Origin of the sequence: Candidatus Avoscillospira sp. LCP25S3_F1 (assembly GCF_052117125.1) — a bacterium.
Classification (GTDB): Bacteria; Bacillota; Clostridia; order Oscillospirales; family Oscillospiraceae; genus Avoscillospira_A.
On the sequence record NZ_JBQKJT010000004.1, the window covers coordinates 151,980 to 173,385 of the forward strand.

At 57.6% G+C, this 21,406-nt stretch carries 21 protein-coding genes; 7 read left to right on the top strand and 14 right to left on the bottom strand.

The window, feature by feature from the left end:
- Positions 1 to 118: 118 nt before the first annotated feature.
- From ACTQ33_RS04960 to ACTQ33_RS04980, 5 genes are all read right to left on the bottom strand, one after another.
- Positions 119 to 961, bottom strand: coding sequence for a carbohydrate ABC transporter permease (locus tag ACTQ33_RS04960; RefSeq protein ID WP_441462623.1), 843 nt, complete (start codon positions 959 to 961; stop codon positions 119 to 121).
- Between the two features lie 12 nt (positions 962 to 973).
- A complete protein-coding gene (locus tag ACTQ33_RS04965; RefSeq protein ID WP_441462625.1) occupies positions 974 to 1,903 on the bottom strand; it encodes a carbohydrate ABC transporter permease in 930 nt (309 codons plus the stop codon).
- 102 nt (positions 1,904 to 2,005) lie between these two features.
- On the bottom strand, positions 2,006 to 3,382 hold the full coding sequence (locus tag ACTQ33_RS04970; RefSeq protein ID WP_441462627.1) for an extracellular solute-binding protein: 1,377 nt from the start codon (positions 3,380 to 3,382) through the stop codon (positions 2,006 to 2,008).
- Positions 3,383 to 3,649: 267 nt separating this feature from the next.
- Positions 3,650 to 4,507: a MurR/RpiR family transcriptional regulator gene (locus ACTQ33_RS04975; protein WP_441462629.1), complete on the bottom strand. Its 858-nt coding sequence runs from the start codon at positions 4,505 to 4,507 to the stop codon at positions 3,650 to 3,652.
- A 65-nt stretch (positions 4,508 to 4,572) separates the two neighbouring features.
- Positions 4,573 to 5,784: an AGE family epimerase/isomerase gene (locus tag ACTQ33_RS04980; RefSeq protein ID WP_441462631.1), complete on the bottom strand. Its 1,212-nt coding sequence runs from the start codon at positions 5,782 to 5,784 to the stop codon at positions 4,573 to 4,575.
- A gap of 210 nt (positions 5,785 to 5,994) precedes the next feature.
- Here ACTQ33_RS04980 and ACTQ33_RS04985 point away from each other — a divergent pair, with 210 nt between their 5' ends.
- The 3 genes from ACTQ33_RS04985 (at position 5,995) to ACTQ33_RS04995 (ending at position 9,162) form a co-directional block, all read left to right on the top strand.
- Positions 5,995 to 7,368, top strand: coding sequence for an ROK family protein (locus tag ACTQ33_RS04985; protein WP_441462633.1), 1,374 nt, complete (start codon positions 5,995 to 5,997; stop codon positions 7,366 to 7,368).
- A 3-nt stretch (positions 7,369 to 7,371) separates the two neighbouring features.
- The gene (locus ACTQ33_RS04990) at positions 7,372 to 8,010 is read left to right on the top strand and encodes a YesL family protein (RefSeq protein ID WP_441462635.1); all 639 of its coding nucleotides are present in this window, start codon (positions 7,372 to 7,374) and stop codon (positions 8,008 to 8,010) included.
- A gap of 213 nt (positions 8,011 to 8,223) precedes the next feature.
- The gene (locus tag ACTQ33_RS04995) at positions 8,224 to 9,162 is read left to right on the top strand and encodes a hypothetical protein (protein WP_441462637.1); all 939 of its coding nucleotides are present in this window, start codon (positions 8,224 to 8,226) and stop codon (positions 9,160 to 9,162) included.
- A 71-nt stretch (positions 9,163 to 9,233) separates the two neighbouring features.
- On the opposite strand, the gene ACTQ33_RS05000 is transcribed toward ACTQ33_RS04995, so the two are convergent.
- Positions 9,234 to 10,472, bottom strand: a complete 1,239-nt coding sequence (locus ACTQ33_RS05000) for a 6-phosphofructokinase (protein WP_441462639.1) — start codon at positions 10,470 to 10,472, stop codon at positions 9,234 to 9,236.
- A gap of 162 nt (positions 10,473 to 10,634) precedes the next feature.
- Between ACTQ33_RS05000 and fba the strand changes: the two genes are divergently transcribed.
- Entirely contained in the window at positions 10,635 to 11,603 is a 969-nt protein-coding gene (fba, locus tag ACTQ33_RS05005; protein WP_441462641.1) for a class II fructose-1,6-bisphosphate aldolase, read from the top strand.
- 145 nt (positions 11,604 to 11,748) lie between these two features.
- Here fba and ACTQ33_RS05010 read toward each other — a convergent pair whose 3' ends face one another.
- Genes ACTQ33_RS05010 through ACTQ33_RS05020 form a run of 3 tightly spaced genes read right to left on the bottom strand, consistent with a single transcriptional unit; the run spans position 11,749 to position 14,654 of the window.
- Positions 11,749 to 12,948 (bottom strand): homoserine dehydrogenase, encoded by a 1,200-nt coding sequence (locus ACTQ33_RS05010; RefSeq protein ID WP_441462643.1) that lies wholly within the window; start codon positions 12,946 to 12,948, stop codon positions 11,749 to 11,751.
- 28 nt (positions 12,949 to 12,976) lie between these two features.
- On the bottom strand, positions 12,977 to 14,197 hold the full coding sequence (locus tag ACTQ33_RS05015; protein ID WP_441462645.1) for an iron-containing alcohol dehydrogenase: 1,221 nt from the start codon (positions 14,195 to 14,197) through the stop codon (positions 12,977 to 12,979).
- A 22-nt stretch (positions 14,198 to 14,219) separates the two neighbouring features.
- Complete coding sequence (locus ACTQ33_RS05020) at positions 14,220 to 14,654, bottom strand: ACT domain-containing protein (protein WP_441462777.1); 435 nt, start codon at positions 14,652 to 14,654, stop codon at positions 14,220 to 14,222.
- 300 nt (positions 14,655 to 14,954) lie between these two features.
- On the opposite strand from ACTQ33_RS05020, the gene infC reads away from it, so the two are divergent.
- The 3 genes from infC to rplT are packed head-to-tail and all read left to right on the top strand — an operon-like array spanning position 14,955 to position 16,123.
- Positions 14,955 to 15,503 carry a translation initiation factor IF-3 gene (gene infC / locus ACTQ33_RS05025; protein WP_441462647.1) on the top strand — a complete coding sequence of 183 codons (549 nt, stop codon included), beginning with the start codon at positions 14,955 to 14,957 and terminating at the stop codon, positions 15,501 to 15,503.
- Positions 15,504 to 15,529: 26 nt separating this feature from the next.
- A complete protein-coding gene (gene rpmI, locus ACTQ33_RS05030; protein WP_441462649.1) occupies positions 15,530 to 15,727 on the top strand; it encodes a 50S ribosomal protein L35 in 198 nt (65 codons plus the stop codon).
- Between the two features lie 42 nt (positions 15,728 to 15,769).
- Positions 15,770 to 16,123 carry a 50S ribosomal protein L20 gene (gene rplT, locus ACTQ33_RS05035; protein WP_441462651.1) on the top strand — a complete coding sequence of 118 codons (354 nt, stop codon included), beginning with the start codon at positions 15,770 to 15,772 and terminating at the stop codon, positions 16,121 to 16,123.
- Between the two features lie 408 nt (positions 16,124 to 16,531).
- Here the strand turns inward: rplT and ACTQ33_RS05040 are convergent, their stop codons facing one another.
- From ACTQ33_RS05040 to ACTQ33_RS05060, 5 genes are all read right to left on the bottom strand, one after another.
- On the bottom strand, positions 16,532 to 17,521 hold the full coding sequence (locus ACTQ33_RS05040) for a Gfo/Idh/MocA family protein (RefSeq protein WP_441462653.1): 990 nt from the start codon (positions 17,519 to 17,521) through the stop codon (positions 16,532 to 16,534).
- Between the two features lie 57 nt (positions 17,522 to 17,578).
- A complete protein-coding gene (locus ACTQ33_RS05045; RefSeq protein WP_441462655.1) occupies positions 17,579 to 19,132 on the bottom strand; it encodes an S-layer homology domain-containing protein in 1,554 nt (517 codons plus the stop codon).
- 269 nt (positions 19,133 to 19,401) lie between these two features.
- Positions 19,402 to 20,118, bottom strand: a complete 717-nt coding sequence (locus tag ACTQ33_RS05050; RefSeq protein WP_441462657.1) for a peptidoglycan DD-metalloendopeptidase family protein — start codon at positions 20,116 to 20,118, stop codon at positions 19,402 to 19,404.
- Positions 20,119 to 20,317: 199 nt separating this feature from the next.
- A complete protein-coding gene (locus ACTQ33_RS05055; protein WP_441462658.1) occupies positions 20,318 to 20,590 on the bottom strand; it encodes a hypothetical protein in 273 nt (90 codons plus the stop codon).
- Positions 20,591 to 20,746: 156 nt separating this feature from the next.
- A complete protein-coding gene (locus tag ACTQ33_RS05060) occupies positions 20,747 to 21,307 on the bottom strand; it encodes a zinc dependent phospholipase C family protein (RefSeq protein WP_441462660.1) in 561 nt (186 codons plus the stop codon).
- Between the last annotated feature and the right edge of the window lie 99 nt (positions 21,308 to 21,406).

Here is a 21,406-nt window from a genome sequence, read left to right on the forward strand (position 1 = left end):
CTGGAGAACCTTAAAGACGATATGGAATTGACGTTCGGAATCCGTGCCGACGCCATGGGAAGCGCCGGCACGGTCTCAGATCATACAGCCACAGCAGGCAGCCGCTTGGAACGGTTTATCATCCCTTGACAGCGCCCATGGAGATGCCCTGGGTGAAGTACCGCTGGAAGGCGATGAAGATGGCCACAATGGGTACGGCGGCCAGGGTGGCGCCGGCCATAATCAGGCCGAAGTCATTGGACATTTCGCCCTGCATACGGGCAATGCCCAGGGGCAGGGTCCACTTGGCCTCGCTGTTGAGCATAATCAACTGCATGAAGTAGTCGTTCCAGGTGTTGACAAAGGTGAAAATGGCCAGGGCACCGACGCCGGGCTTGATCATGGGGAACACCACGGAACAGAACGTGCGCACTTCACTGGCGCCGTCCACCCGGGCCGCTTCCAGAATTTCTCCCGGAATGGTCTCGGAGAACTGCTTCATCAGGAACACGCCAAAGGGCCAGCCCACGGTGGGTAGAATCACGGCCCACAGGGTGTCATGGAGGCCGATGGCGCTCATCTCCTGCAGCAGAGGGATAACAATGACCTGCTTTGGCAGCGCCATGGCGCAGGTAATCATACCAAAGAGGAACGCCCGGCCGTAAAAGCGCTTCTTGGCCAGGGCATAACCGGCCAGGGAGGCGGTAAGACAAGTCAGGACCATAGCGCCCACGCAGATGACGACAATGTTCAGCAGCCACTGGAGGGCGGGACGGTCAAAGAGCTTGACGTAGTTGGCAAGGGTGGGGGTCAGGGGAAACCACTGGGGGTCCGCGGCAATGATGGTCTTATTGTCCTTAAAGGAGCCCGTGATAATCCAGTACAGGGGGAAGATGAAGAAGATGGCCAGAAGAATCAGTACGACAATGGTAAAAATCCGGTAGCTCAGCGGGGTATCGGACAGACGGTTTTTTGTTTTCATCTTCTCACCTCCTCAGGTTTCAGACTTGGCGAGCTTGAACTGCACAGCAGAGAAGATCGCGATGATAATGGCAAGGATGACGCCCATGGCGTTGGCATAGCCGAAGCGGTGATACTTGTAGGCCATGTCGAAAATGTAGTACATGATGGTGTCGGTGGCATGGTTGGGGCCGCCGCTGGTCAACAGCTGAATCAGTGCGAAGCACTGGAAGGAGTTGATGGTGGTGATGACCAGGATGTACAGGGTAGTGGGCATGATCTGGGGCCACTTGACCTTCCAGAAGACCTGGAATTTGGTGGCGCCGTCCACCTGGGCCGCCTCCACCAGGGAGTGGTCCACGTTGCCCAGGGCCGCCACATACAGAACAATGGGCTGACCGATGGAGGTGGTGAACAGGATCATAATGATACAGGCCAGGGCCGTAGAGGAGTTACCCAGCCAGTTGAAGCCCACGGAATCGAAAATCTGATTGATGAGGCCGTTGTAGGGATTGAACATCCACTTCCACACCACGGTGACGGCCACGGTGCCGGTGACCACCGGCAGATAGAACACACAACGGTAGAAGGAACGGGTAAAGGCCTTCATCTGGTAGATGGCCGAGCTGACCCACAGGGAAAAGGCCGTGACGGTGGGCACAGCCACCACCACAATGATGACGGTGTTGAGGAAGCCTTTCCGGAAAATGGCGTCCTGGAACATTTCCAGGTAGTTTCCGATCCCTATAAAGGTGGCTTCGTCCATATTCAGGCCCATGTCGAAGAAGCTGTATACCAGACACATGACCATGGGCGCGACCACAAAGCCCAGGAAAAAGATGAGACTGGGTAACAGGAACAGGTAGGCCGACAGAGTCTCTTTCCGGGCCAAGACTCTGCTTCTCTGATGGATGCTGAGTTTCGGCGGTTGTTTGGAGGCGGCCGCATTGGATCGTTGCGTCATGGATCTCTCCCTCTCTAGTAAAATAATGGCGGGCAAAATCCGTGCCCACCCCCTCGCAAGGGAGCGGGCACGGTGCGAAGTCAGATTCGGATACCAGTGCGCTTACTTGATGTTGGCGTTCGCGCTTTCCACAAAGGTATCGGCAGCGGTCTGGGCGTCGGTGCCGGAGAAGACCTGCTGCAGCATGTTGAACCACAGGGTACGCTGCTCGGTCCAACCGCCGGTCACGTTGTAGTAGTCACCCAGATAGGGCATCAGGGTCAGGAACTCGGTGGCGTCGGCCTCGGTGTCGGTGCCGGCATAGACGTTGCCCAGGGAAGCACGGACGGGGAAGAAGCCGGTCATCTGGACGCTGGCAGCAGCCTGGGTCTCGTCGTCGCAGACGAACTGGATGAAGGTCTTGGCAGCGTCGATGCGGGCCTGATCGCCGTTGTCGAAGATGCCGAAGCCCCAGATGCCGCCGCACAGCTCGGGCACGCCGTCATCGGAGGGGAAGGCCATAGCGAAGGGAGTGAAGGAAACGTCCGCAGCGTACTGGGCCTTGTTGGAGGCGTTCCAGCAGAAGGTCATGGCAGCGGTGCCGTTGGCAAACTGCTGCAGCTCGTCGGCAGCCTGGGCGGCGGGGTCAGCCACCAGCAGACCGTCATTGACCAGGGTCTGGAGCAGGGTCAGAGCTTCCACGTTCTCGGGGGAGTTGGCGGTGTAAGCGGTGTGCTCGGCGTTGGTGTAGGTGCCGGAGAACAGGTTGTTGACGAGAGCACGGGTGCCCTGGTCACCGCCCTGGCCGCCGCAGTAGACGATGCCGTTGACGGCGGTAACACCGGCGTCCTTCAGGGCCTTCAGAGCGTTCTGGAAGTCCTCGGTGGTCCAGGTGCGGGTCTCCTCGTCGATGTACTGCAGAGCACCGGCAGCCTCAAAGGCCTCGTAGTTGATGGCCATGGTGTGGGTGGTCATGCACAGGGGATACTCATAGTACTTGCCGTCCAGCTGGCAGGCGGAGACAACAGAGGGGCTGGTGGCCTCAATGTCGGCCTTGGCCTCGTCGGTCCACAGGTCGGACAGGTCCACCATCTTGCCGGCGGCGCCCCAGTTGGTCACGAGACGCTCGGGGCCTTCCATGATGATGTCGGGGGTGGTGCCGGCGGTGATGGCGCCGGTGACCTGGGTGTCACCGTTGGTGTAGTCCAGCAGCTCCAGGGTGACGGAAATCTCGGGATGTACCTCGTTGAACTTGGCAATGAGCTCATTGACAGAGTCTCTGTCGCCGAACTTGCCGATGGGGTAGGTCCAGATGGTGATGGCGGTGGTGTCGCCGGTGGTCTCGCCGCCCTCGGCAGTGTCGCCGGTATTAGCGGTGTCGTTGGTCTCCGCGGCACCGGTGTCGGTGGTCTTGTCGGCGTCCGTGGTGTCCTTGCTGCCGCAGGCGACCATACCAAAGGTCATGATCATAGCAAGGAGCAGTGCAAGAAGCTTTTTCATAGAATTTGCCTCCTCAAAAAATTTACCAGGTGTTAACACAGTTTGTAACGTTTCACCTAGATGGATTATCTGTATGATAGCCTTGATTGGTGACAATGTCAATAGATTTTTGAAAATTATTTTCAGCGGTTTTGAAAATTAGATATTTTTTTCCGTTGCTGTATGAAAGTAATTTTCACCAAAAGGCAACGTTTTCCCACGGAATCTTACAGAATCCATGGGATACCGGCTGATGAAATCGGTTTCCCCGTTTTCTTCCCTCCACCGTCAAATATGCCGCTCCGCCAGGGCCGCCGCCACCCGTTCCCGGTTGTTCCTGGCCCTGGTTCCGCTGATGCGGCACACCTCGGCAAACAGCACGTCAATGAGGAACAGCTGCGCCATCCGGGCCGGTACGGACCCCAGCTGCAAGGGCGCCTCATTGGCGCCACACTGGAGAATCACATCGGCGCAGGCTGCCGCCGGGGATTTGGGGAAGCGGGTCACCAGGATGATCTTGGCCCCCTGCTCCCTTGCCACCTTCAGCAGTTCCAGAATCTCCTGGGTGGAGCCGGAGTAGGAAAAGAACAGCACCGCATCGGCGGCGGTCAGGGTGGCGGCGGAGATGATCTGCAAATGGGAGTCATAGACCGGCATATAGCCGGGAAAGGCTGTGGAAAACAGATGGGCCGCTTCCATGGCCATAATCATGGAGCCGCCCTGCCCCATGCACAGCACACGGGTGGCCTCCGACAGGATTTTCCCGGCCTTGGCCATAGCCTCCGGCCGTACCAGCGCCATAGTCTGGGCCAGGGCGTCGGCGTCGGCCGCATAGAGCTTTCGGCAGACCTCCGGAATGGTGTCCGGTTCTTCGGTCTGTCCCACCACCGGAGGATGTCCGGCGTGGCGGGCCGTGGAGTTGGCCACCGCCAGTTTGAAGGCGTTGTAGCCCTTGTATTGCAGGCGGCGGCAGAAGCGGGACACCGTGGCTTCGGCCACGCCGCAGGCTTCGGCCAGATCGGAGATCGACATGAGCTGGGTATCCCGCTGATGGGCGATGACGTAGTCGGCCACCTTCCGCTCGGCCGTGGTCAGTTGGTAATATTCGCTGCTGATCTTGTCAAATACGTTTCCAGTATCCGGCATTGTCTCTCCCCTTTCATTATGCGGATGGATTGGGCGGCCCCGGTCAGGGCCGCCCGCAGCCAGTCTTATGCCCGGTCCAGAATCTGGCCGATCATGGTGTCCACCATCATCAGCATTCTGGGCAGATGGAACGGGCCTTTAAACGTGGAGCCCTTGGCGGCAGGCATGGTGGGCTTGCCGTCGCGGCGCAGATAGCCGTACCACTCGCCGAATTCGTCGTCGGCGAAGTACGTCTTGCAGTAATCCAGAGTCTTGTTGAACCACTCCAGATACTCCTCACAGCCGGTGTCGCGGTAGAGCATCATGGACGCGATCATAATCTCATTGTGGGGCCACCACAGCTTCATATCATGCTCATAGGACTCCGGAGGATTGCCCAGGCAGTCGATGAAGTACAGCAGACCGCCGTACTCCTTATCCCAGCCGGCGTTGATGGCCAGATCAAAAATCTTCCGGGCCGTGTCAAACTGTTCTTTGTTGCCGGTGCGGTTGGCATCCTCCATGAGGAACCAGGAACACTCAATGTCGTGGCCGGGGTTGACGATACGGCCCTCGGTGACCTCGCCGCGGAATTCGCCGTTGGGACCCACGTTCTCCAGCGTGCAGCCCAGCTCCGGCTTGAAGTGGTATTTGAAAATCTCCTCCACGCACTTGGCGGCTCTTTCATTATAAATAGCCTCCTGCTCCGGGTCCACGCGGCGCAGGACGGAGGTGATGTTCAAATAGATCATGGGGTTGGCCAGGCCGCGGCCGCTGCGGGTCTCGGGAATGGTCTTGGGACCCAGGCCCGTGGGGTCCTGGATCAGACCCTGATTCAGCTTCCAGATCAGGTCGTACGCCGCTCTTGCCCGCTCCAGGCAGACCTTGTCGCCGGTGACGCCGTAATATTCAGCGTTGGCAATGGCGTAAAAACCCTCGGAGAAGCAGTAGCGGCGCTGACGCAGGGGCTTGCCGTCGCCGGTGACCGTGAAGTACATGCGGTTGCCGGCGGCACGGTTGATGCAGAACTTCTCCAAAAAGTCCAGGCAGCTCTTACTGGCGGCCAGCCACTCCTCCTTGACGCCGTAGGTGGCGCAGAGGGCCGCAAAAGTCCAGGCGCAGCGGCCCTGCATCCACACGCTCTTGTCGGTGGAATAGACCTTGCCCTCCCGGTCCAGACAGGTATAGACGCCGCCGTTGACGGGGTCCATGCCATGCTTGAGCCAGAAATTTACACTCTTGTCCAGTTGATCCCGGACCCATACGCGATGTTCCGTCAATAATTCCTTGGTATTCATGGGTATATAACTCCTTTTCATTCCAAAAAACTCCAGGCGGCCCCCATGGCCGTCGTATTGGTGCATCCATTTTACCACTGTCGAAAGATTTTTTCAACAAATATTATTTTTTGAAAATAATATTCTGTTTTATAGTGACAAACTGGAAAGAACGTGGTATACTACCGTAAAAACCAAGGGCTTTTTGCCGTCATTTGGAGGTTTTATACAATGAATTGCTATGGTATTGAAGTTGCCCCGCGCCACATTCCGGCACTGGACCCCAACTATGCGCCCCTGGGTCTGTTCAACCGGGCCTTTCTGAAAACTGCCCGCAAGCCTCTGGGCCTGGCGGTGGAGCGTTCCAACGGTCAGGTGGCCGTCTGTGAGACGTTCATCCACGGCACGCCGGACATGGCCGAGGCCGACCGCTACTATGTGGACCGTCTGGTGAAGACGCTGCTCTGGATGAAGGGCGGCTTCCGCGTGTATGTCCGCGGCGATGAAACCGTGTATGAAACGCTGAAGGCAGCCTATACCGCCGAGGGCTCCCGTGCCTTTGACGCCGACTTTATGGCCCGGGTCTACGAGCGGCCCTTTGAAGTTGTTTCCTGCGACACGCTGCCGGAGGAGAAGAACAATCCCCAGGCCATCGGCCGCCATCTGAACGGCTGCCGCATCGGCTTCGATGCCGGTGGTTCTGACCGCAAGGTGTCCGCCGTTATCGACGGTGAGAGCGTCTACTCTGAGGAAGTGGTCTGGTTCCCCAAGACCACCGCGGACCCCGACTACCATTACCAGGGCATTGTGGATGCCATGAAGGCCGCCGCCGCCCATATGCCGAGAGTGGACGCCATCGGCGTTTCCTCCGCCGGTGTGTACATCGACAACCGCACCATGGTGGCCTCCCTGTTCCTGAAAGTGCCCCAGGACCTCTTCGACGCCAAGGTGAAGGATATCTACCTGCGGGCCGCCAAGGAATTCGGCGACGTGCCCATTGCCGTAGCCAACGACGGCGACGTGACAGCCCTGGCCGGCGCCATGAGCCTGGAGGATAACAATGTACTGGGCATCGCCATGGGTACCAGCGAAGCCGTTGGTTATGTAGACAGCCACGGCAACATCACCGGCTGGCTCAATGAACTGGCCTTTGTCCCCGTGGACGCCAACCCCGCCGCCATGGAGGATGAATGGTCCGGCGATATCGGCTGCGGCGTCAAGTACTTCTCCCAGGACGGCATTATCAAGCTGGCCCCCGCTGCCGGTATTGAGCTGGACGAAAGCCTGTCCCCCGCTGAGAAGCTGAAAGTGGTTCAGGGTCTTATGGAGGAGGGCGACAAGCGCGCCGCCGCCGTGTACGAGTCCATCGGCGTGTATCTGGCCCATGCCCTTTCCTATTATTATGAATTGTACGGCTACAAGTACGTGCTGCTGCTGGGCCGCGTTATGTCCGGCAAGGGCGGCGATTTGCTGCTGTCCACCTGCAAGGACGTTCTGGCCGATGAGTATCCCGAAGTCAGCAAGGCCGTGCGCCTGACGCTGCCCGACGAGAAGTTCCGCCGGGTGGGCCAGTCCGCCGCCGCCGCTTCCCTGCCGGAGCTGTAAGCCATGGCCTCCCTCTTTGATCCGGAGCGGCCCCTCTGGCGGGGGCTGGGAACGCTGGCCGATGTGCTGGTCCTCAGTGCCATGTGGTTCACCGCTTCCCTGCCCCTGTTTACCCTGGGCGCATCCACCACGGCCCTCTATGACGCCGTCTCCCACTGTCTGCGGGGCGGCGACTCGGGTCCATGGCGGCGATTTCTCCGGACCTTCCGGCGGGAGCTGCTTCCCTCCAGTCTTTTGACGGTGGTCTTCGGTTTCCTGCTGGTTCTGCTGTACCGGGGCCTTGCCCTCCTGTGGCGGGGACAGGTGGCCGGAATATCCGGCGCGCCGGTGATGCTGGCCGTCTATGCCGTGGCCCTGGTTATCCCCACGGGGATGTTCCTGTGGATGTGGCCCTTGCTGTCCCGGTTCACCTTTACGCCTTTGGCGCTGGTGAAGACAGCCCTCCAGTTCACCTTTGCCCATCTGGTAGGCACGGTGATTCTGGTAGTTGTGACCCTTTTTTCCGTGCTGGTGACGGCATGGCTCCTCTTTCCCATGCTGTTTCTCCCCTGTCTGACAGCTCTGGTGTGGACCGTGCCCGTGGAACGGGCCTTTCGCCGCCATCTGCCGGCAGAGGACCAGGACAATCACGAAAGCAATTGAGACAAAACCCGTGTGCGCCCCTGTGGGCTCACACGGGTTTTACATTGCTGCAAGCGACTTTATGAAAGTTTTGACTACAGGTAATTGTGGACTTGATACTTGCGTCATCTCCGATTATTATCCGTACAGGATGACAAGTATGGACAATTTATGCTATACTACAATAAATTCCCAACTATGTAACAATACATAAAAGAGATACGGAGTAAAAAAATGGATATTGACATATTAAAAAAGCTGCCATACGAAGAGCTACAACAAGTTTATACCACTTATCTAAAATCGCAAAATCTATCGCAGAATACTATTGCAACCTCAAGAAATGATGCATTCTATCTTTTAAAAAACGATAGTTCTATTGATTTTTGGGCTTTATTATCAGATGCCAATTTTGAGCAAATTTCCAAAGCCCATCTGCGTACTACATTGACTCGCAGATCTTCGGGGAATATAGAATCTAATTTGAGTAGCTATATGTCCCATCTCCGAAGATTTCGCAGATTTGTTTTTTCAGACCAGCCTTATGTCCATGTAACGCCAACGCCTGGTGTACACCCTTGTAATAAAACTCCTGATATTCCAACTCCTTGCAAATCAGAACTTGAATTCTATCTCAGGCAATGGGAGCAAACAGATTCCTATCACTCCCAAGAAGACGCGCTCAATCGATTATTTTTGAAATATGCTCCTAGAAACACGGATATTGCCGACATTCTTTTGAAAGTAGCCGTGTTGAATGATTTCTACAGCACCAATATTTTTTCTGTTTATCCAGTAGCAAAACATATTCTTTCCTTAAACATAGATTCCCGTTTACAAGCTGGTGACATATCGCTTATTAATGATATAAAACGTGTAGAAATTGCTGGAAAAGTTAAAAACTTCTATTCTTTTGCCACAAAGTATTGCAGTCATCATAACCCTGATAATTATCCAATTTATGATAGTTATGTTGATGATATACTTATTTACTTCCGAAATAGAGATCATTTCGCAATGTTTTCCAGTAGCGACCTCAAAGACTATAAAATCTTTAAGGAAATACTAATCCGCCTTCAGGCGTTTTATTCTTTGTGTGAATACTCGCTGAAACAGCTTGACCAGTATCTATGGCAATTGGGAAAGGCATACTTTCCGAAACAATATAAATAAAAAAGGTCACGGTCCAGCTCTCAAGAGCTGAATCCGTGACCTTTTCACATGTGTTTGTCAAAAACCAGTTTTTACTTGGCAAAGACCTTCTTCAGGTTACAGAAGCGGGGCAGGCCGTCCTCCTTGACCATGGGGGTCTCACCCTGGATCAGAGGCAGGCAGTAGTTGATAAAGTCCTCGGTGACATAGTTGCCCTCGGCGTTGATCCACTCCTTGGGGAACTTCTTCTCAAAGTTGGCCACCTTGTCCAGATCGAACAGCTTGGTCTTGCAGGTGTAGCCGTTGGTACGGTCACACTCGAAGCCCACCATCTTGCCGGTCTCACCAGCCACAGCGGCCTCAACAGCGGTCTTACCGGAGTTGAAGGACTCCTGGATGTCGTTGCCGGAAGCGCAATGGGCGGCGCAGCGCTGCAGCAGGCTCAGCTCGATGCCGCGGACCTTGGCGCCGGTCTTCTCCTTGATGACGTTGGCCAGCAGAGCAGCCAGGCCGCCCAGCTGGGCATGGCCGAAGCCATCGGTGCCGGAGGTCTTGGCCTCGGCAACGAAGGTACCGTCGGCGTAGTGGACGCCCTCGGAGACAGCCACAATGCAGTTCTTGTTCTTCTCATAACGGGCGGAGACATCGGCCACGAACTTGTCCATGTCGAAGTCCACCTCAGGCAGGTAGATGAAGTCGGGGCCATCGCCCTTGATGCCGGCCAGAGCGGCAGCGGCAGTCAGCCAGCCGGCGTGACGGCCCATGCACTCGATGATGGTGACCATGCCGGTGTCATAGACGTGGGCGTCACGGCTGACCTCCATAAAGGAAGTGGCGATATACTTGGCGGCGGAGGAGAAGCCGGGGCAGTGGTCGGTGCCGAACAGGTCGTTGTCGATGGTCTTGGGCACACCCATCACGCGGCACTCATAGCCAACCTTGGCCATGTAGCGGGAAACCTTCTCACAGGTATCCATGGAGTCGTTGCCGCCGTTGTAGAAGAAGTAACGGATGTTGTACTTCTTGAAGATCTCCAGAATGCGCTTGTAATCGGTCTCATCCTCATCGGGATCAGCGATCTTGTAGCGGCAGGAGCCCAGGGCGGAAGAGGGGGTGTACAGCAGGCGCTCCAGCTCCGCCGGGTCCTCCTGGTCCATGATCATCAGCTCGTCATTGAGCACGCCCTTGATGCCGTGGTGGGCGCCGTAGACGGTGGTGATGTTCTCATTCTCCAGAGCGGTCTTGATGACGCCGTATGCACTGGCGTTGATGACCGAGGAGGGGCCGCCGGACTGGCCGATGACGCATGCGCCCTTGAGTACAGTAGACATAATAATGTTACCTCCTAAACTCTTTCACAGTTGGCTGTGAAAATTACACAAATCTTGACAGATATACTATAGCACATCGTCTGAGAATTGTAAATTCATCTATTGCACTTTTCCTCGGATTTTGGTAAAATAAACGAAGATTACTAGTAAGGAGTGTTACCAATGCCTCTTGTTACAACCACCGAGATGTTTAAGAAGGCTTACGAGGGCGGCTACGCCATCGGCGCTTTCAACGTCAATAACATGGAGATCGTCCAGGGCATCACCGAGGCCTGCCGCGAGGAGAAGTCTCCCGTCATCCTGCAGGTTTCCAAGGGCGCCCGCGCCTACGCCAACCACACCTATCTGGTGAAGCTGGTGGAGGCCGCTGTTGCCGAGTGCCCTGAGATTCCCATCGCTCTGCACCTGGACCACGGCCCCGACTTCGAGACCTGCAAGGCCTGCATCGACGGCGGCTTCACCTCCGTCATGATCGACGCTTCCTCCAAGCCCTTTGAGGAGAACATTGAGATCACCAAGAAGGTTGTCGAGTACGCTCACGACCACGGTGTTGTGGTCGAGGCCGAGCTGGGCACTCTGGCCGGCATTGAGGACGATGTGAAGGTCGCCGCCCACGCCGCTTCCTACACCCGTCCCGAAGAGGTCGAGGAGTTCGTCTCCAAGACCGGCTGTGATTCCCTGGCCATCGCCATCGGCACCAGCCACGGCGCTTACAAGTTCACCGCCGATCAGTGCACCCGCAACGAGAAGGGCATTCTGGTCCCGCCTCCCCTGCGTTTCGACGTGCTGGAGGAAGTCTCCAAGCGTCTGCCCGGCTTCCCCATCGTGCTGCACGGCTCCTCTTCCGTTCCCCAGAACTACGTGAAGATGATCAACGACAACGGCGGCAAGATGCCCGACGCCGTGGGTATCCCCGAGGAAGAGCTGCGTCACGCCGCTCAGCTGTCCGTCTGCAAGATCAACATCGACTCCGATCTGCGTCTGGCCATGACCGGCACCATCCGTGCCTTCTTCAATGAGCATCCCGATAAGTTCGATCCCCGCGAGTACCTGAAGCCCGCCCGTGCCAACATCAAGGAACTGGTTCGCCACAAGCTGGTGAACGTTCTGGGCTGCGCCGGCAAGGCCTAATTGTCCTTTGTATCAAACAGGAGTACCGCAGCAGCGGTACTCCTGTTTCGTATGTAATGGGGCAATGCTCCCCTTTCCCATGCTGTCCGCAAACGCCGAGCGCCCCGGATTCCAGCAGAATCCGGGGCGCGCTCGTTTCGGTTGGTCAGTCGAGAACCGGGATGGCCGACAGAATCGAAAATCCCTTTTCTTGCAGTTCGTCCAGCTTGGCCTTGGACACGGGGCCGGTCACATAGGCGCCGGTCTGGCCGGGTACGGCTTCCACCGGACCCAGGGCCGCCGCCACGGCGCCTGCCGCCGCGTCGGTGCGCACCAGCCACCGCAGTTCCAGGGTTTCAAAGGGTACGACTTCCTCGCCGCTGCCCGCTTCCCAATCGATGGCGCGGCGCTTCTCCCGGTGGAGAATGCAGTCCACCACGTCGCCCACCACGGCGCTGGCCGTGGGCAGCTTGCCCGCGCCGCGTCCGTAGAACATGGTCTCGCCCACGGCGTTGCCCCGGATCATGATGGCGTTGAACACACCCTCCACGCTGGCCAGGGGTTTGTCGTTGGGAATCAGATGGGGCGAGACGTACAGGGCGATTTTTCCCTCTTCCGTCAGGAACGTGCGGCCAAACAGCTTGATCTGCATGCCCAGGGCGTCGGCACAGGCCACATCCTGGGGCCGAATACCGGTGATGCCGCAGGTATAGACCTGCTCCGGATACACATGGATGCCATAGGCTAGGGCCGCCAGAATGCAGATTTTCCGACAGGCGTCCTTGCCCTCCACGTCGTCGGTGGGGTCGGCTTCGGCGTAGCCCTTCTCCTGGGCCCGCTTGAGAACATCGTCAAACTGCTCGCCGTCGCGGATCATTTTGGTGAGGATATAGTTGGTGGTGCCGTTAAGAATGCCGCAGATTTCCTCGATGCGGTTGCCAGCCAGGCAGAAGGCCAGGGGCCGCAGGACGGGAATTCCGCCGCCGACGCTGGCTTCAAAGAGGAAGTTGCGGCCCTGCTCCTTGGCCAGAGCCAGCAGTTCCAGACCGTGGGCAGCCACCAGGGCCTTGTTGGAGGTAACCACATCCTTACCGGCCAGCAGGGCCCGACGGGTGAAGTCCAGGGCCACGCCGCAGCCGCCGATGCACTCCACCACCACCTGAATGTCCGGGTCCTGCTCGATGATGGAGAAGTCGTGAATCACCAGATGACCATAGGGGCTGTCGGGAAAATCCCGGGTATCGAGAATATATTTCACCGTGACCGGCTCCAAGGTCCGGCGGCGGATGGAATCCTGATTGTTGTGTACGACCTCCGCCACGCCGGAACCGACGGTGCCGAAGCCCATGATTGCAATGTTCGCCATTGGAAATTCCTTCTTTCTCTGAAATCCGTTATTGCTCAAACGAGAGTTTGCGCCGTTCGTTGGCGGCGGTATAGATGGCCAGCATATCCTCCTGACTCAAAACCATAAAGGTGCCGATGGTCCGGGTGCCGCCGTAGCTGCACTGGTGGGCCAGTTCTGCCAGCGTCTCCCCGTCCAGGACGCGGCCCACCAGTTCCTCCAGACAGGTGGGCATGCCCAACGCCTGGAAATAGCTTTCCGTGGCGGCGATGCCGCCCAATGCCAGCTCCATGTCCCCCATGGTCCCGCCATCCATATGCCAGACGTTCCGGGCATACCGGGCAAAGCGCCCCACATTGGCGTCCCCCTTGCAGGTGTACCGGGCCCAGGCGCCCCAGATGGCTGCCAAAGTGGCACCGTGGGCCTTGTCGAACATACCGCCCAGGGCGTGGCCCAGCTGGTGGGGCGCGAAGTCCTTGCGTCCGCCCAGGCCCGTCAGACCGTTGTGGGACAGGCTCCCCGCCCACAAAATCTCGCTCATGGCCTGCTGGTTCTCCGGGTCGCTGAGGACCTTGAGCCCGTTGTCAATAACCACCCGCAGCAGCGCCTCGGCGATCTCGTCGGTGAGCTGGTTGTCCATATCCGGGTTGAAATACCGGTCTAGGGTGTGCATCATGATGTCCGTCACGCCGCAGCCCAGCTGGAACGCGGGCAAGGTGGCGGGCAGCTTGGGGTCCAGAATGGCAAACACCGGACGGTTCAGCTGGGTGTTGAGGCCTCGCTTCATGCCGCTGTCGCCGTCGGTCAGTACCGCCGAATCACTGGTCTCGCTGCCGGCGGCGGGGATGGTCAGCACCGCGCCCACGGCCATGGATTTCTTTAAATTGGCCGGTTGCAGCCAGATGTCGTTCCACACATCCAGATTGGGATTGGCCGCGCCGTGGGCCACGGCCTTGGCCGTGTCGATGACGCTGCCGCCGCCCACGGCCAGAATGAAATCCGCTTCCATGGCCAGGGCTTTTTGTACGCCCTCTCTTACCAGAGCCACTCTGGGGTTGGGCTGGACGCCGCCCAGGGTTTCCACCGTCAGGCCGTCGTCCCGCAAGCCCCCACAGACCCGGTCCAGCAGGCCCGAGCGGACGGCGCTGCCGCCGCCGTAGATCACCAGAACCCGGCTGCCGCCGTATTTTTTCACATACTGTGCCGCCTGCAAGTGGGTGTCCGCGCCGAACACCACCTCGGTGGGCACTTGATACGTAAAGCTATGCAACGATATCGATCTCCTTTTATGGTTATCCTGCCACAATCTCAGCCTTGACCACGCCGTTCTCAGCGGAAATTTCCTTGAGGAGTTCTTCCACGGAGCACACCAGGTCGGTGGTCTCTGCGGAAATGGTCACCATGGCCGCGCCGCTGGTGGGGATGGACTGATTGATGGTCAGAATGTTGGCGCCGCTGGAGGCAAAAATGGACAAAATAGCCGACAACAGCCCCGCCTTGTTGATGAGTACCAGCTGGAACGTGATGATCCGGCCGGCCATCAGGTTTTGGAAGGGGGCGATGCTGTCGCGGTACTTGTAAAAAGCGCTGCGGCTGATCTCCACCGCCCGGGCTGCCTCGTTGACTGTGGCGGCCTCGCCGGTCTCCAGCATTCGCTTGGCTTCGGCCACCTTCAAAAAGACCTCCGGCAGGGCCTGGGCCTCCACGATATAGTATTTGGGAGCCATATTCACAGCGTTCACCTCGTATGTCTTTGTAGGATGCGCACATGTGCGCGGGATACGGTAATGGTATCATGTTTTTTACTACATTGCAAGGGGAAAGTATTATAATTTTTGAAAAATCTTTTGGATTTTTGGTTGACAACAGGAAGAATCCTCGCTATAATACTTTGGTAACAACAAAGAAGGAGCGGAAGCACGCGCCTCACCTTCGGCGAATGAGCCAACAGGTCAACACAGCGTATCACCGCCTCGCAAGAGGTGGATTTGTTTGTGTGCGGGTGCTCTTGGAGCTCCCGCTCATTTTTGTTTCTTTTGAATTGGAGGTGCTTTCCCATCGGCAAACTAGATCATCAGCTCAACGAGGAGATCCGCGACAAGGAAGTTCGTGTGATCGGTGCAGACGGCACGCAGCTGGGCATTATGTCCTCCACGGACGCACTGAATATGGCCTTTGAGAAGGATCTGGACCTGGTCAAGATCTCTCCCAACGCCGTGCCCCCCGTGTGCAAGATCATGGACTACGGCAAGTTCCGTTTTGAGCAGGTCAAAAAGGACAAGGAAGCAAAGAAGAACCAGCGGGTCGTGGAGATCAAGGAGATCCGTATGTCTCCCAACATCGACGTGGCCGACTTCAACGTCAAGCTGAAGAACGCCCAAAAATTCCTGGCAGACGGCAATCGTGTCAAGGTCACCGTCCGGTTCCGCGGACGCGAAATGGCCCACACATCCATCGGCGAGGACCTGCTGAAGAAGTTCGGCGAATCCTGTACCGAGGTTGCCAATGTGGAGAAGAATCCCAAGCTGGACGGACGGCATATGTCCATGTTCCTCAGCCCCAAGAACGCCAAGTAAACCATTTTCGGAAGGAGAACCCACCCATGCCTAAGATGAAAACCCATTCCGGCGCCAAGAAGAGATTCAGCCTCACCAAGTCCGGTAAGGTCAAGAGAGCCCACGCTTACAAGAGCCACATCCTCACCAAGAAGACCACCAAGCGCACCCGTGGCCTGCGTCAGACCGGCTACGCCGATGTGACCAACGAGGCTACCTGCAAGAAGCTGATCCCGTACAAATAATTCGGGTGTACTGTGTATCTTTAATAGGAGGATTTTTGAACTATGGCAAGAGTTAAAGGCGCAATGATGACGCGCAAGAGAAGAAACAAGACCCTGAAGCTGGCCAAGAGCTACTGGGGTTCCAAGTCCACCCACTTCAAGATGGCCAAGCAGGCTGTCAAGAAGTCCGGCGTGTACGCCTATGTGGGCCGCCGCCTGAAGAAGAGAGACTTCCGTCAGCTGTGGATCTCCCGTATTTCCGCCGCTGTGGCTCCCTTCGGCATCAACTACTCCCGCTTCATGTACGGTCTGAAGAAGGCCGGTGTGGAAATGAACCGCAAGGCCCTGAGCGAGCTGGCCATCACCGATGCCGCCGCTTTCGCCTCCCTGGTTGAGGTTGCCAAGAAGGCTCTGTAATTGACAGATTGTCTCCCGGCTGCTTTCTCACGAAAGCAGCCGGTTTTTTTGTTGCACGGAACAAGAAGGCCGACGGCCTCCACCCCCTTGGGGGGGCGGGGCCGTCGGCCTTGCGGCTTTGCCGCAGGGATTGCGCCATCTGCGGATGGCGCTGGGGACGATGGGGTGTTTCGCCCCGTGCGCGGCGTGACCAAAGGCTCTGCCTCTGGACTCCACGATGCAGGGCAACGCGCCGTCGGTTGGCAAGAGGTGTCGGCGAGGATTTTTGTGTCAGAGCAAGGTGCAGGTTCACCGCCATACTGGCTGTATGGCAAGAAGCTACACCGCAGCTATGGCGCAAAAGGCCCGGCGACACCCGCAGACACATCGGCGGTAAGTTGCCCCATAGAAAAAAATCGAGTAAAACTTTTAATTGAGGCCTTCGCAGGGATAGCGCACGGCCATCTGCGCACGCAGGGCGTCCATAACCTCCATCATATGGATGGTCTCGCTATGGGGCATGGAGGGGCACTCCAACAGGCCCTCGGATATACACCGGGCCGTTTCCAGTACCTCGTACTCGTAGCCTGTCAGCTGGGCCGGGCAGTCCATACTCTGTACCAGCTCATAGCGGTCATTGTAGACCTTGAGCCCCTGGGGATTGTTGATGTTGTCCACCACCATGTAGCCCTTGGTGCCGTAGACGATGCCGAACCGGTCCGACACACAGGTAGCCGCCGCGTTGAGCACCGCCACCCGGCCATCGTTCCACGTCAGCGTCATACTGTCGGTCATGTCCACGCCGTTCTCGTTCTTGGTGCAGCTGCCCTGGAGACCGTCGGCATGACCGAACACCATTTCGGCAAAGTTCAGCGCGTAGATGCCCACATCCAGCAGCGCACCGCCGGCCAGTTCCGGCAACACCATCCGTTCCTTATCGGTAATGGCATAGCACAGGTTGGCCGTCAGCATCTTGGGCTGGTCGATGACGCCGGAACCCAGGACCTCGTTGATGGTCTGCCGCATGGGCTGATACCGGGTCCAGATGGCTTCGGTGACCAGCACGCCCTTCTCCTTGGCGTAGCGGATGGCGTCGTCGGCCTGCCGGGCCGTAACCGTAAAGGCTTTCTCACAGAGAATGTGCTTGCCGTGGTCGGCACATAGCTTGATGTGCTGATAGTGGTGGGAATGGGGCGTGGCGATATACACAAAGTCCAGGGCCGGGTCCGACAGCATGGCCTCGTAGGAGCCATAGGCTTTTTCCACGCCATTGTCAGCGGCAAATCGCTGAGCACGGTCCAGGTCCCGGGCTGCCACCGCGTACAGCTTCACGTCGTGGTTCCCGCTTTCATTGAGCTTCCGGACCGTCTCGGCCATGGTGACGGCAATGCGTCCCGCACCCAAAATACCCAGATTCATAACAGAGTCCCTCCTAAGTTGTGTTTACCTCCAGTATACTCCACGGGGTCTCTGCTGTCAAAGGGTCCCGGCGTACCGTCCCAGCAGCGTCACCGCCTGGGCGCGGGTGGTGCCGGTCCGGGGCAGCAGCTTCCCGCCGCTGCCTGTGAGAATCCCCTGCTCCACAGCCCAGGCCATGGCCGGTTTCGCCCAATCGCTGACGCTTCCGCCGTCGCTGTAGTCTCTCAACACGTCGCCGTCAATCTCGGGAGACTCGGCGGCCCGGTAAAGCATCAGGGCCAGCTCCTGCCGGGTCACCGGGGCGTCCGGGGCAAAGATACCCGCTCCCCTGCCCTCCACCAGTCCGGCGGCCGCAGCGGCGGCAATGTCCGCCTCAGCCCAATGGCCCGCCGTATCGGTAAAGGCCGCCGTTCCGGCGGGCAAATCCAGCAGACGGGCCAGCAGGGCCGCCGTCTGCGCACGGGTCAGGGTGCTCTCCGGGGCAAACCGGTCCTCATCCACCCCCCGGACCCAGCCCTCGTGGACCGCCTGGGCCACATGGTTCCGGCTCCAATGGCCCACCAGATCGTCAAAATACGCTCCGTGGAGCCACAGACTGTAATACGCCCAGGTATCGGCGGTCTCCTGGCCCAAACTCCAGCTGCCTGCCCCCAGCAGGTCGTACGCCTCCACCAGCTTTAGAATCTCCTTCCGTCCCTGGGCGCCGCTGTGCCAGATAGTATACTCTCCTGCCAACAGGGGCACCCCGGCCACATTCACGGTGGCTGTCTCCGGGATGACCAGAGTGGACACGGTGGCCGCCGCTGTTTTATCGTAATCTGTACCGGTGCCGTATTGCTCCAAAAGCTGAGCAATCTGCACCTCCCGAATCCCCACACCGCGGACATCCACATTGTCCTTGCCCCAAATGCGGCCGTAAAACGCCACACCCAGAACCAGCTGTTCTGCCGGGACCCGCTCCAACGCATAGCGGATACTCTGTTCCACAAAGTTCACCGACGCCACCGGTCCGGCCTCGCCGCCGCGGTAGTGCTCATCGTAGGTCATCAGCATCAGATAATCGGCCCACTCCGCCAGACCCGCATAATCATAGGAAGCATGCCAGCCGGTGGTGAAATTCCGGGGATTGGCCGCCACTGCTACGGCAATCTGTTTACCCTCCGGCAGCTTTTGCCGCAGAAGCCGCACCATGTCCGTATACGCATCGGCGTGCTCGCCGGTCATATTCTCCAAATCCAGACTGATGCCGTCCAAATCGTAGTCCCGGACCACCTGCGCCAGCTGATCCGTCAAGACTTCCCGATTGTCCAGCGCTGCCTGCCCCAATGTCCGGTCCCAGTGATTGGAAAGGAACGGCAGCACGGCCATGTCCTGTTGGTGCATCTCCTCCACAAAGGACCGGCTGGCCCCCGTCAGCCGCAAACTGCCGTCCGGATTCAGTTCCAGCCAGGCAGGGCTGACCTGATTCAAAGCCCCCTGGGCCGACGATACGGCAGAGGCGGAACCGGGGCCGTTGATATAGGAAAGGCTGACCCGCGCCTGGGCAGGCGCGGCCAGCACAGCGGCGCACAGCAGTGCCGCCGCCGTCCGAAATATGTACTGATGGTGCAAGGGAATATCCTCCTATTGATGGCAATATGCTACATTTTAAGTGGAAAATCCCCAAAAATCCAGTGGAAAAATATGTTGAACGGCCCTGTCCGTCACCCCTGCACGGGGTGGGGACGGGGCCGTTTCGGGTTTGTCGCAGGGATTCTGTCCACTGCGGCAGGTGGTTGGGGGAGGATGGAGTATTTTGCCCGCTGCGGCGGGCGTGGCCGGGGGCTTTGCCCCTGGAGCCCGGAATTTTTTGTAAAAACCTTGATTTCTTGTGAATTTCCTTATGCACCGGCCAGGAATTGCTCCGGGTCGGCGGTCTGGCCGTTGTGGTAAACGGCAAAGTGCAGGTGGCTGTCTTCGGCCAGTTCCACCGTTGCCGTGGTGCCTACCGTGCCCAGCACATCGCCGGCATCCACCACATCGCCCACGGCCACAGCAGGCTCGGCGTTCAGACTGGCGTAACGGCTCTCATAGCCGTCGCCGTGGTCCACCACCACCGTAGTACCAAAGGCGTCGTCCTCATAGACGGCGGATACGGTGCCTGCCCGGGCGGCTACCACCTCAGTACCGGCGGCGGCGGCAATGTCGATTCCCTCATGGGTTCTCCAGTCCTGCGTGGTGGTGTTATACGCCAGAGCGTCCACAGAGTAGTTGCCCACGGTGTCTCCCTCCAGGGGCCGCACCGTAATGGTCTTGACCTCCGGCTGCTCCTCCTGGACCGTCTCCATGTTGTCCTCCGTCAGGGCCTCGGCCCCGTCGGTGGCAACCACGGGCCGCTGGTTGGCCTGGGGCTTGACGGTTTCTTCGTCCTTCTCGGTAGTCAGGGGTACCGACAGGGTGGGCTGTTCCCCCACAGGCTCCGTATCCGACGCCGTCCGTACAAACAGATAGCCGGACACGCCGACGGCGGCCACGCACAGGGCCAGTACCATGTAGTATCCCTTATCCTTGAAGAACTTCACAATGGCTTCCAATGGTTGTTTCGGTTGATTTTGCATGTTTTGCACCTCCGGGGATAGAATGCCCGAATTTTCCAGCTTCTAAACCAGAAGTGCATAAAATTTCACGCACTTTCAGCGCACCATGAAACCGTTCCATCATAAAATGCGCAGCAAGCTTTCGTACATCATGTTCGGTTGCCCCACAGAGGCGAGAAAATGGTATCTGTTCTGTTTTGCACAGCAAAAAACGGCAGCATCACCGCTGCCGCTGATTGTTGAGTTGTCGCAGGAGCATCTCCCGTGCCGCCGCCGCCGTCTTCTGGGCTGCGGAATCGTGAAACAGATAGGTAAGCGCATCGTTCCACTGGCGGAGCTCACTCTCATCCGCCTTTACAGGCTTCAGAGCAGCGCTCAGATTTTTCCGCTGCTGTTCTGTTAGCTGACGCAGATCGGAAAGATATTCGCAGGATATCTGTCTGGCCATCCAGTCCAAAAGAGATTCTCCATTCTGTCGCAGAGCCAATTCCAACACTGTCACCTCGATTGCCTTGGATGTGTCATATCATACCACGCTTATAGGAACGTGTCAATGCAAAGTATTGTAAAATTCCTGTAACTTTGCGGAGATTTGAAATTGTAAGATTTGTAAAAAACGAGGATGCTGTCTCCAGCATCCTCTTGTTGATTATGCCAATTCTGCGGCGGCCTCGGGCAGCAGCTGCCGGAAAATCCGGTTGGTCATCTCCAGAATGTACTGGCAGTCCCGATGCACATCGGCGCTGACCTCCAGATACTGGTTGTGGAGATTGCGGAACACTTCGTTGATATCCCGCATGCGGGCCTCATGGCGAACGCGGAATTCCTCCATCCGCTGGAAGAACATCTGCTGCAGTTGGTTTTCATAGGCCAAATGCTCGCTGATGGGTTCGTTGAAGCAGTTGTTGTGGACGTAGGTAAAGGCGTCGGAGGTGTAATGAATCACCAAACCGAGGCGGTAGTAATCAAAGAGGTTCCAGTTGCTCTTCTTTTGAAGACGGCGGATGGTCTTCTCAATCCAGCGCTGGGCATTTTGATAGTTGTGACCGTAGAACCATTTTGCACGGATCGAACCTTTCAGGTAGGTAAAGGGGTTGCGGTCTGGCTCGATGCACCCAATGAGGAATGCTTTGGCATGGCGGCGCTTGGGCTGGTTGTCCAACTGCTCGATCAGATACCGGCCCAGTCGACGATGGCTCTCTTGCTTCATCCGGTTACCTCCATCTAACTTAGATTTAAAAATGAAATCGGTAAACCCGATTACTGTTATTCTATCACAGGATACGAAAAAGTGGTACAGAATTTCGCC

Excerpts from the sequence above, each read along its gene's own strand:
- ACTQ33_RS05050 (WP_441462657.1), bottom strand. The coding sequence starts at position 20,118 with ATGCAAAATCAACCGAAACAACCATTGGAAGCCATTGTGAAGTTCTTC.
- ACTQ33_RS04995 (WP_441462637.1), top strand. The coding sequence starts at position 8,224 with ATGGATATTGACATATTAAAAAAGCTGCCATACGAAGAGCTACAACAA.
- ACTQ33_RS04975 (WP_441462629.1), bottom strand. The coding sequence starts at position 4,507 with ATGCCGGATACTGGAAACGTATTTGACAAGATCAGCAGCGAATATTAC.
- ACTQ33_RS04960 (WP_441462623.1), bottom strand. The coding sequence starts at position 961 with ATGAAAACAAAAAACCGTCTGTCCGATACCCCGCTGAGCTACCGGATT.
- ACTQ33_RS05000 (WP_441462639.1), bottom strand. The coding sequence starts at position 10,472 with ATGTCTACTGTACTCAAGGGCGCATGCGTCATCGGCCAGTCCGGCGGC.
- ACTQ33_RS05010 (WP_441462643.1), bottom strand. The coding sequence starts at position 12,948 with ATGGCGAACATTGCAATCATGGGCTTCGGCACCGTCGGTTCCGGCGTG.
- ACTQ33_RS04985 (WP_441462633.1), top strand. The coding sequence starts at position 5,995 with ATGAATTGCTATGGTATTGAAGTTGCCCCGCGCCACATTCCGGCACTG.
- ACTQ33_RS05040 (WP_441462653.1), bottom strand. The coding sequence starts at position 17,521 with ATGAATCTGGGTATTTTGGGTGCGGGACGCATTGCCGTCACCATGGCC.
- ACTQ33_RS05020 (WP_441462777.1), bottom strand. The coding sequence starts at position 14,654 with ATGGCTCCCAAATACTATATCGTGGAGGCCCAGGCCCTGCCGGAGGTC.
- ACTQ33_RS04970 (WP_441462627.1), bottom strand. The coding sequence starts at position 3,382 with ATGAAAAAGCTTCTTGCACTGCTCCTTGCTATGATCATGACCTTTGGT.
- ACTQ33_RS04965 (WP_441462625.1), bottom strand. The coding sequence starts at position 1,903 with ATGACGCAACGATCCAATGCGGCCGCCTCCAAACAACCGCCGAAACTC.
- ACTQ33_RS04990 (WP_441462635.1), top strand. The coding sequence starts at position 7,372 with ATGGCCTCCCTCTTTGATCCGGAGCGGCCCCTCTGGCGGGGGCTGGGA.
- rplT (WP_441462651.1), top strand. The coding sequence starts at position 15,770 with ATGGCAAGAGTTAAAGGCGCAATGATGACGCGCAAGAGAAGAAACAAG.
- fba (WP_441462641.1), top strand. The coding sequence starts at position 10,635 with ATGCCTCTTGTTACAACCACCGAGATGTTTAAGAAGGCTTACGAGGGC.
- ACTQ33_RS04980 (WP_441462631.1), bottom strand. The coding sequence starts at position 5,784 with ATGAATACCAAGGAATTATTGACGGAACATCGCGTATGGGTCCGGGAT.
- rpmI (WP_441462649.1), top strand. The coding sequence starts at position 15,530 with ATGCCTAAGATGAAAACCCATTCCGGCGCCAAGAAGAGATTCAGCCTC.
- ACTQ33_RS05060 (WP_441462660.1), bottom strand. The coding sequence starts at position 21,307 with ATGAAGCAAGAGAGCCATCGTCGACTGGGCCGGTATCTGATCGAGCAG.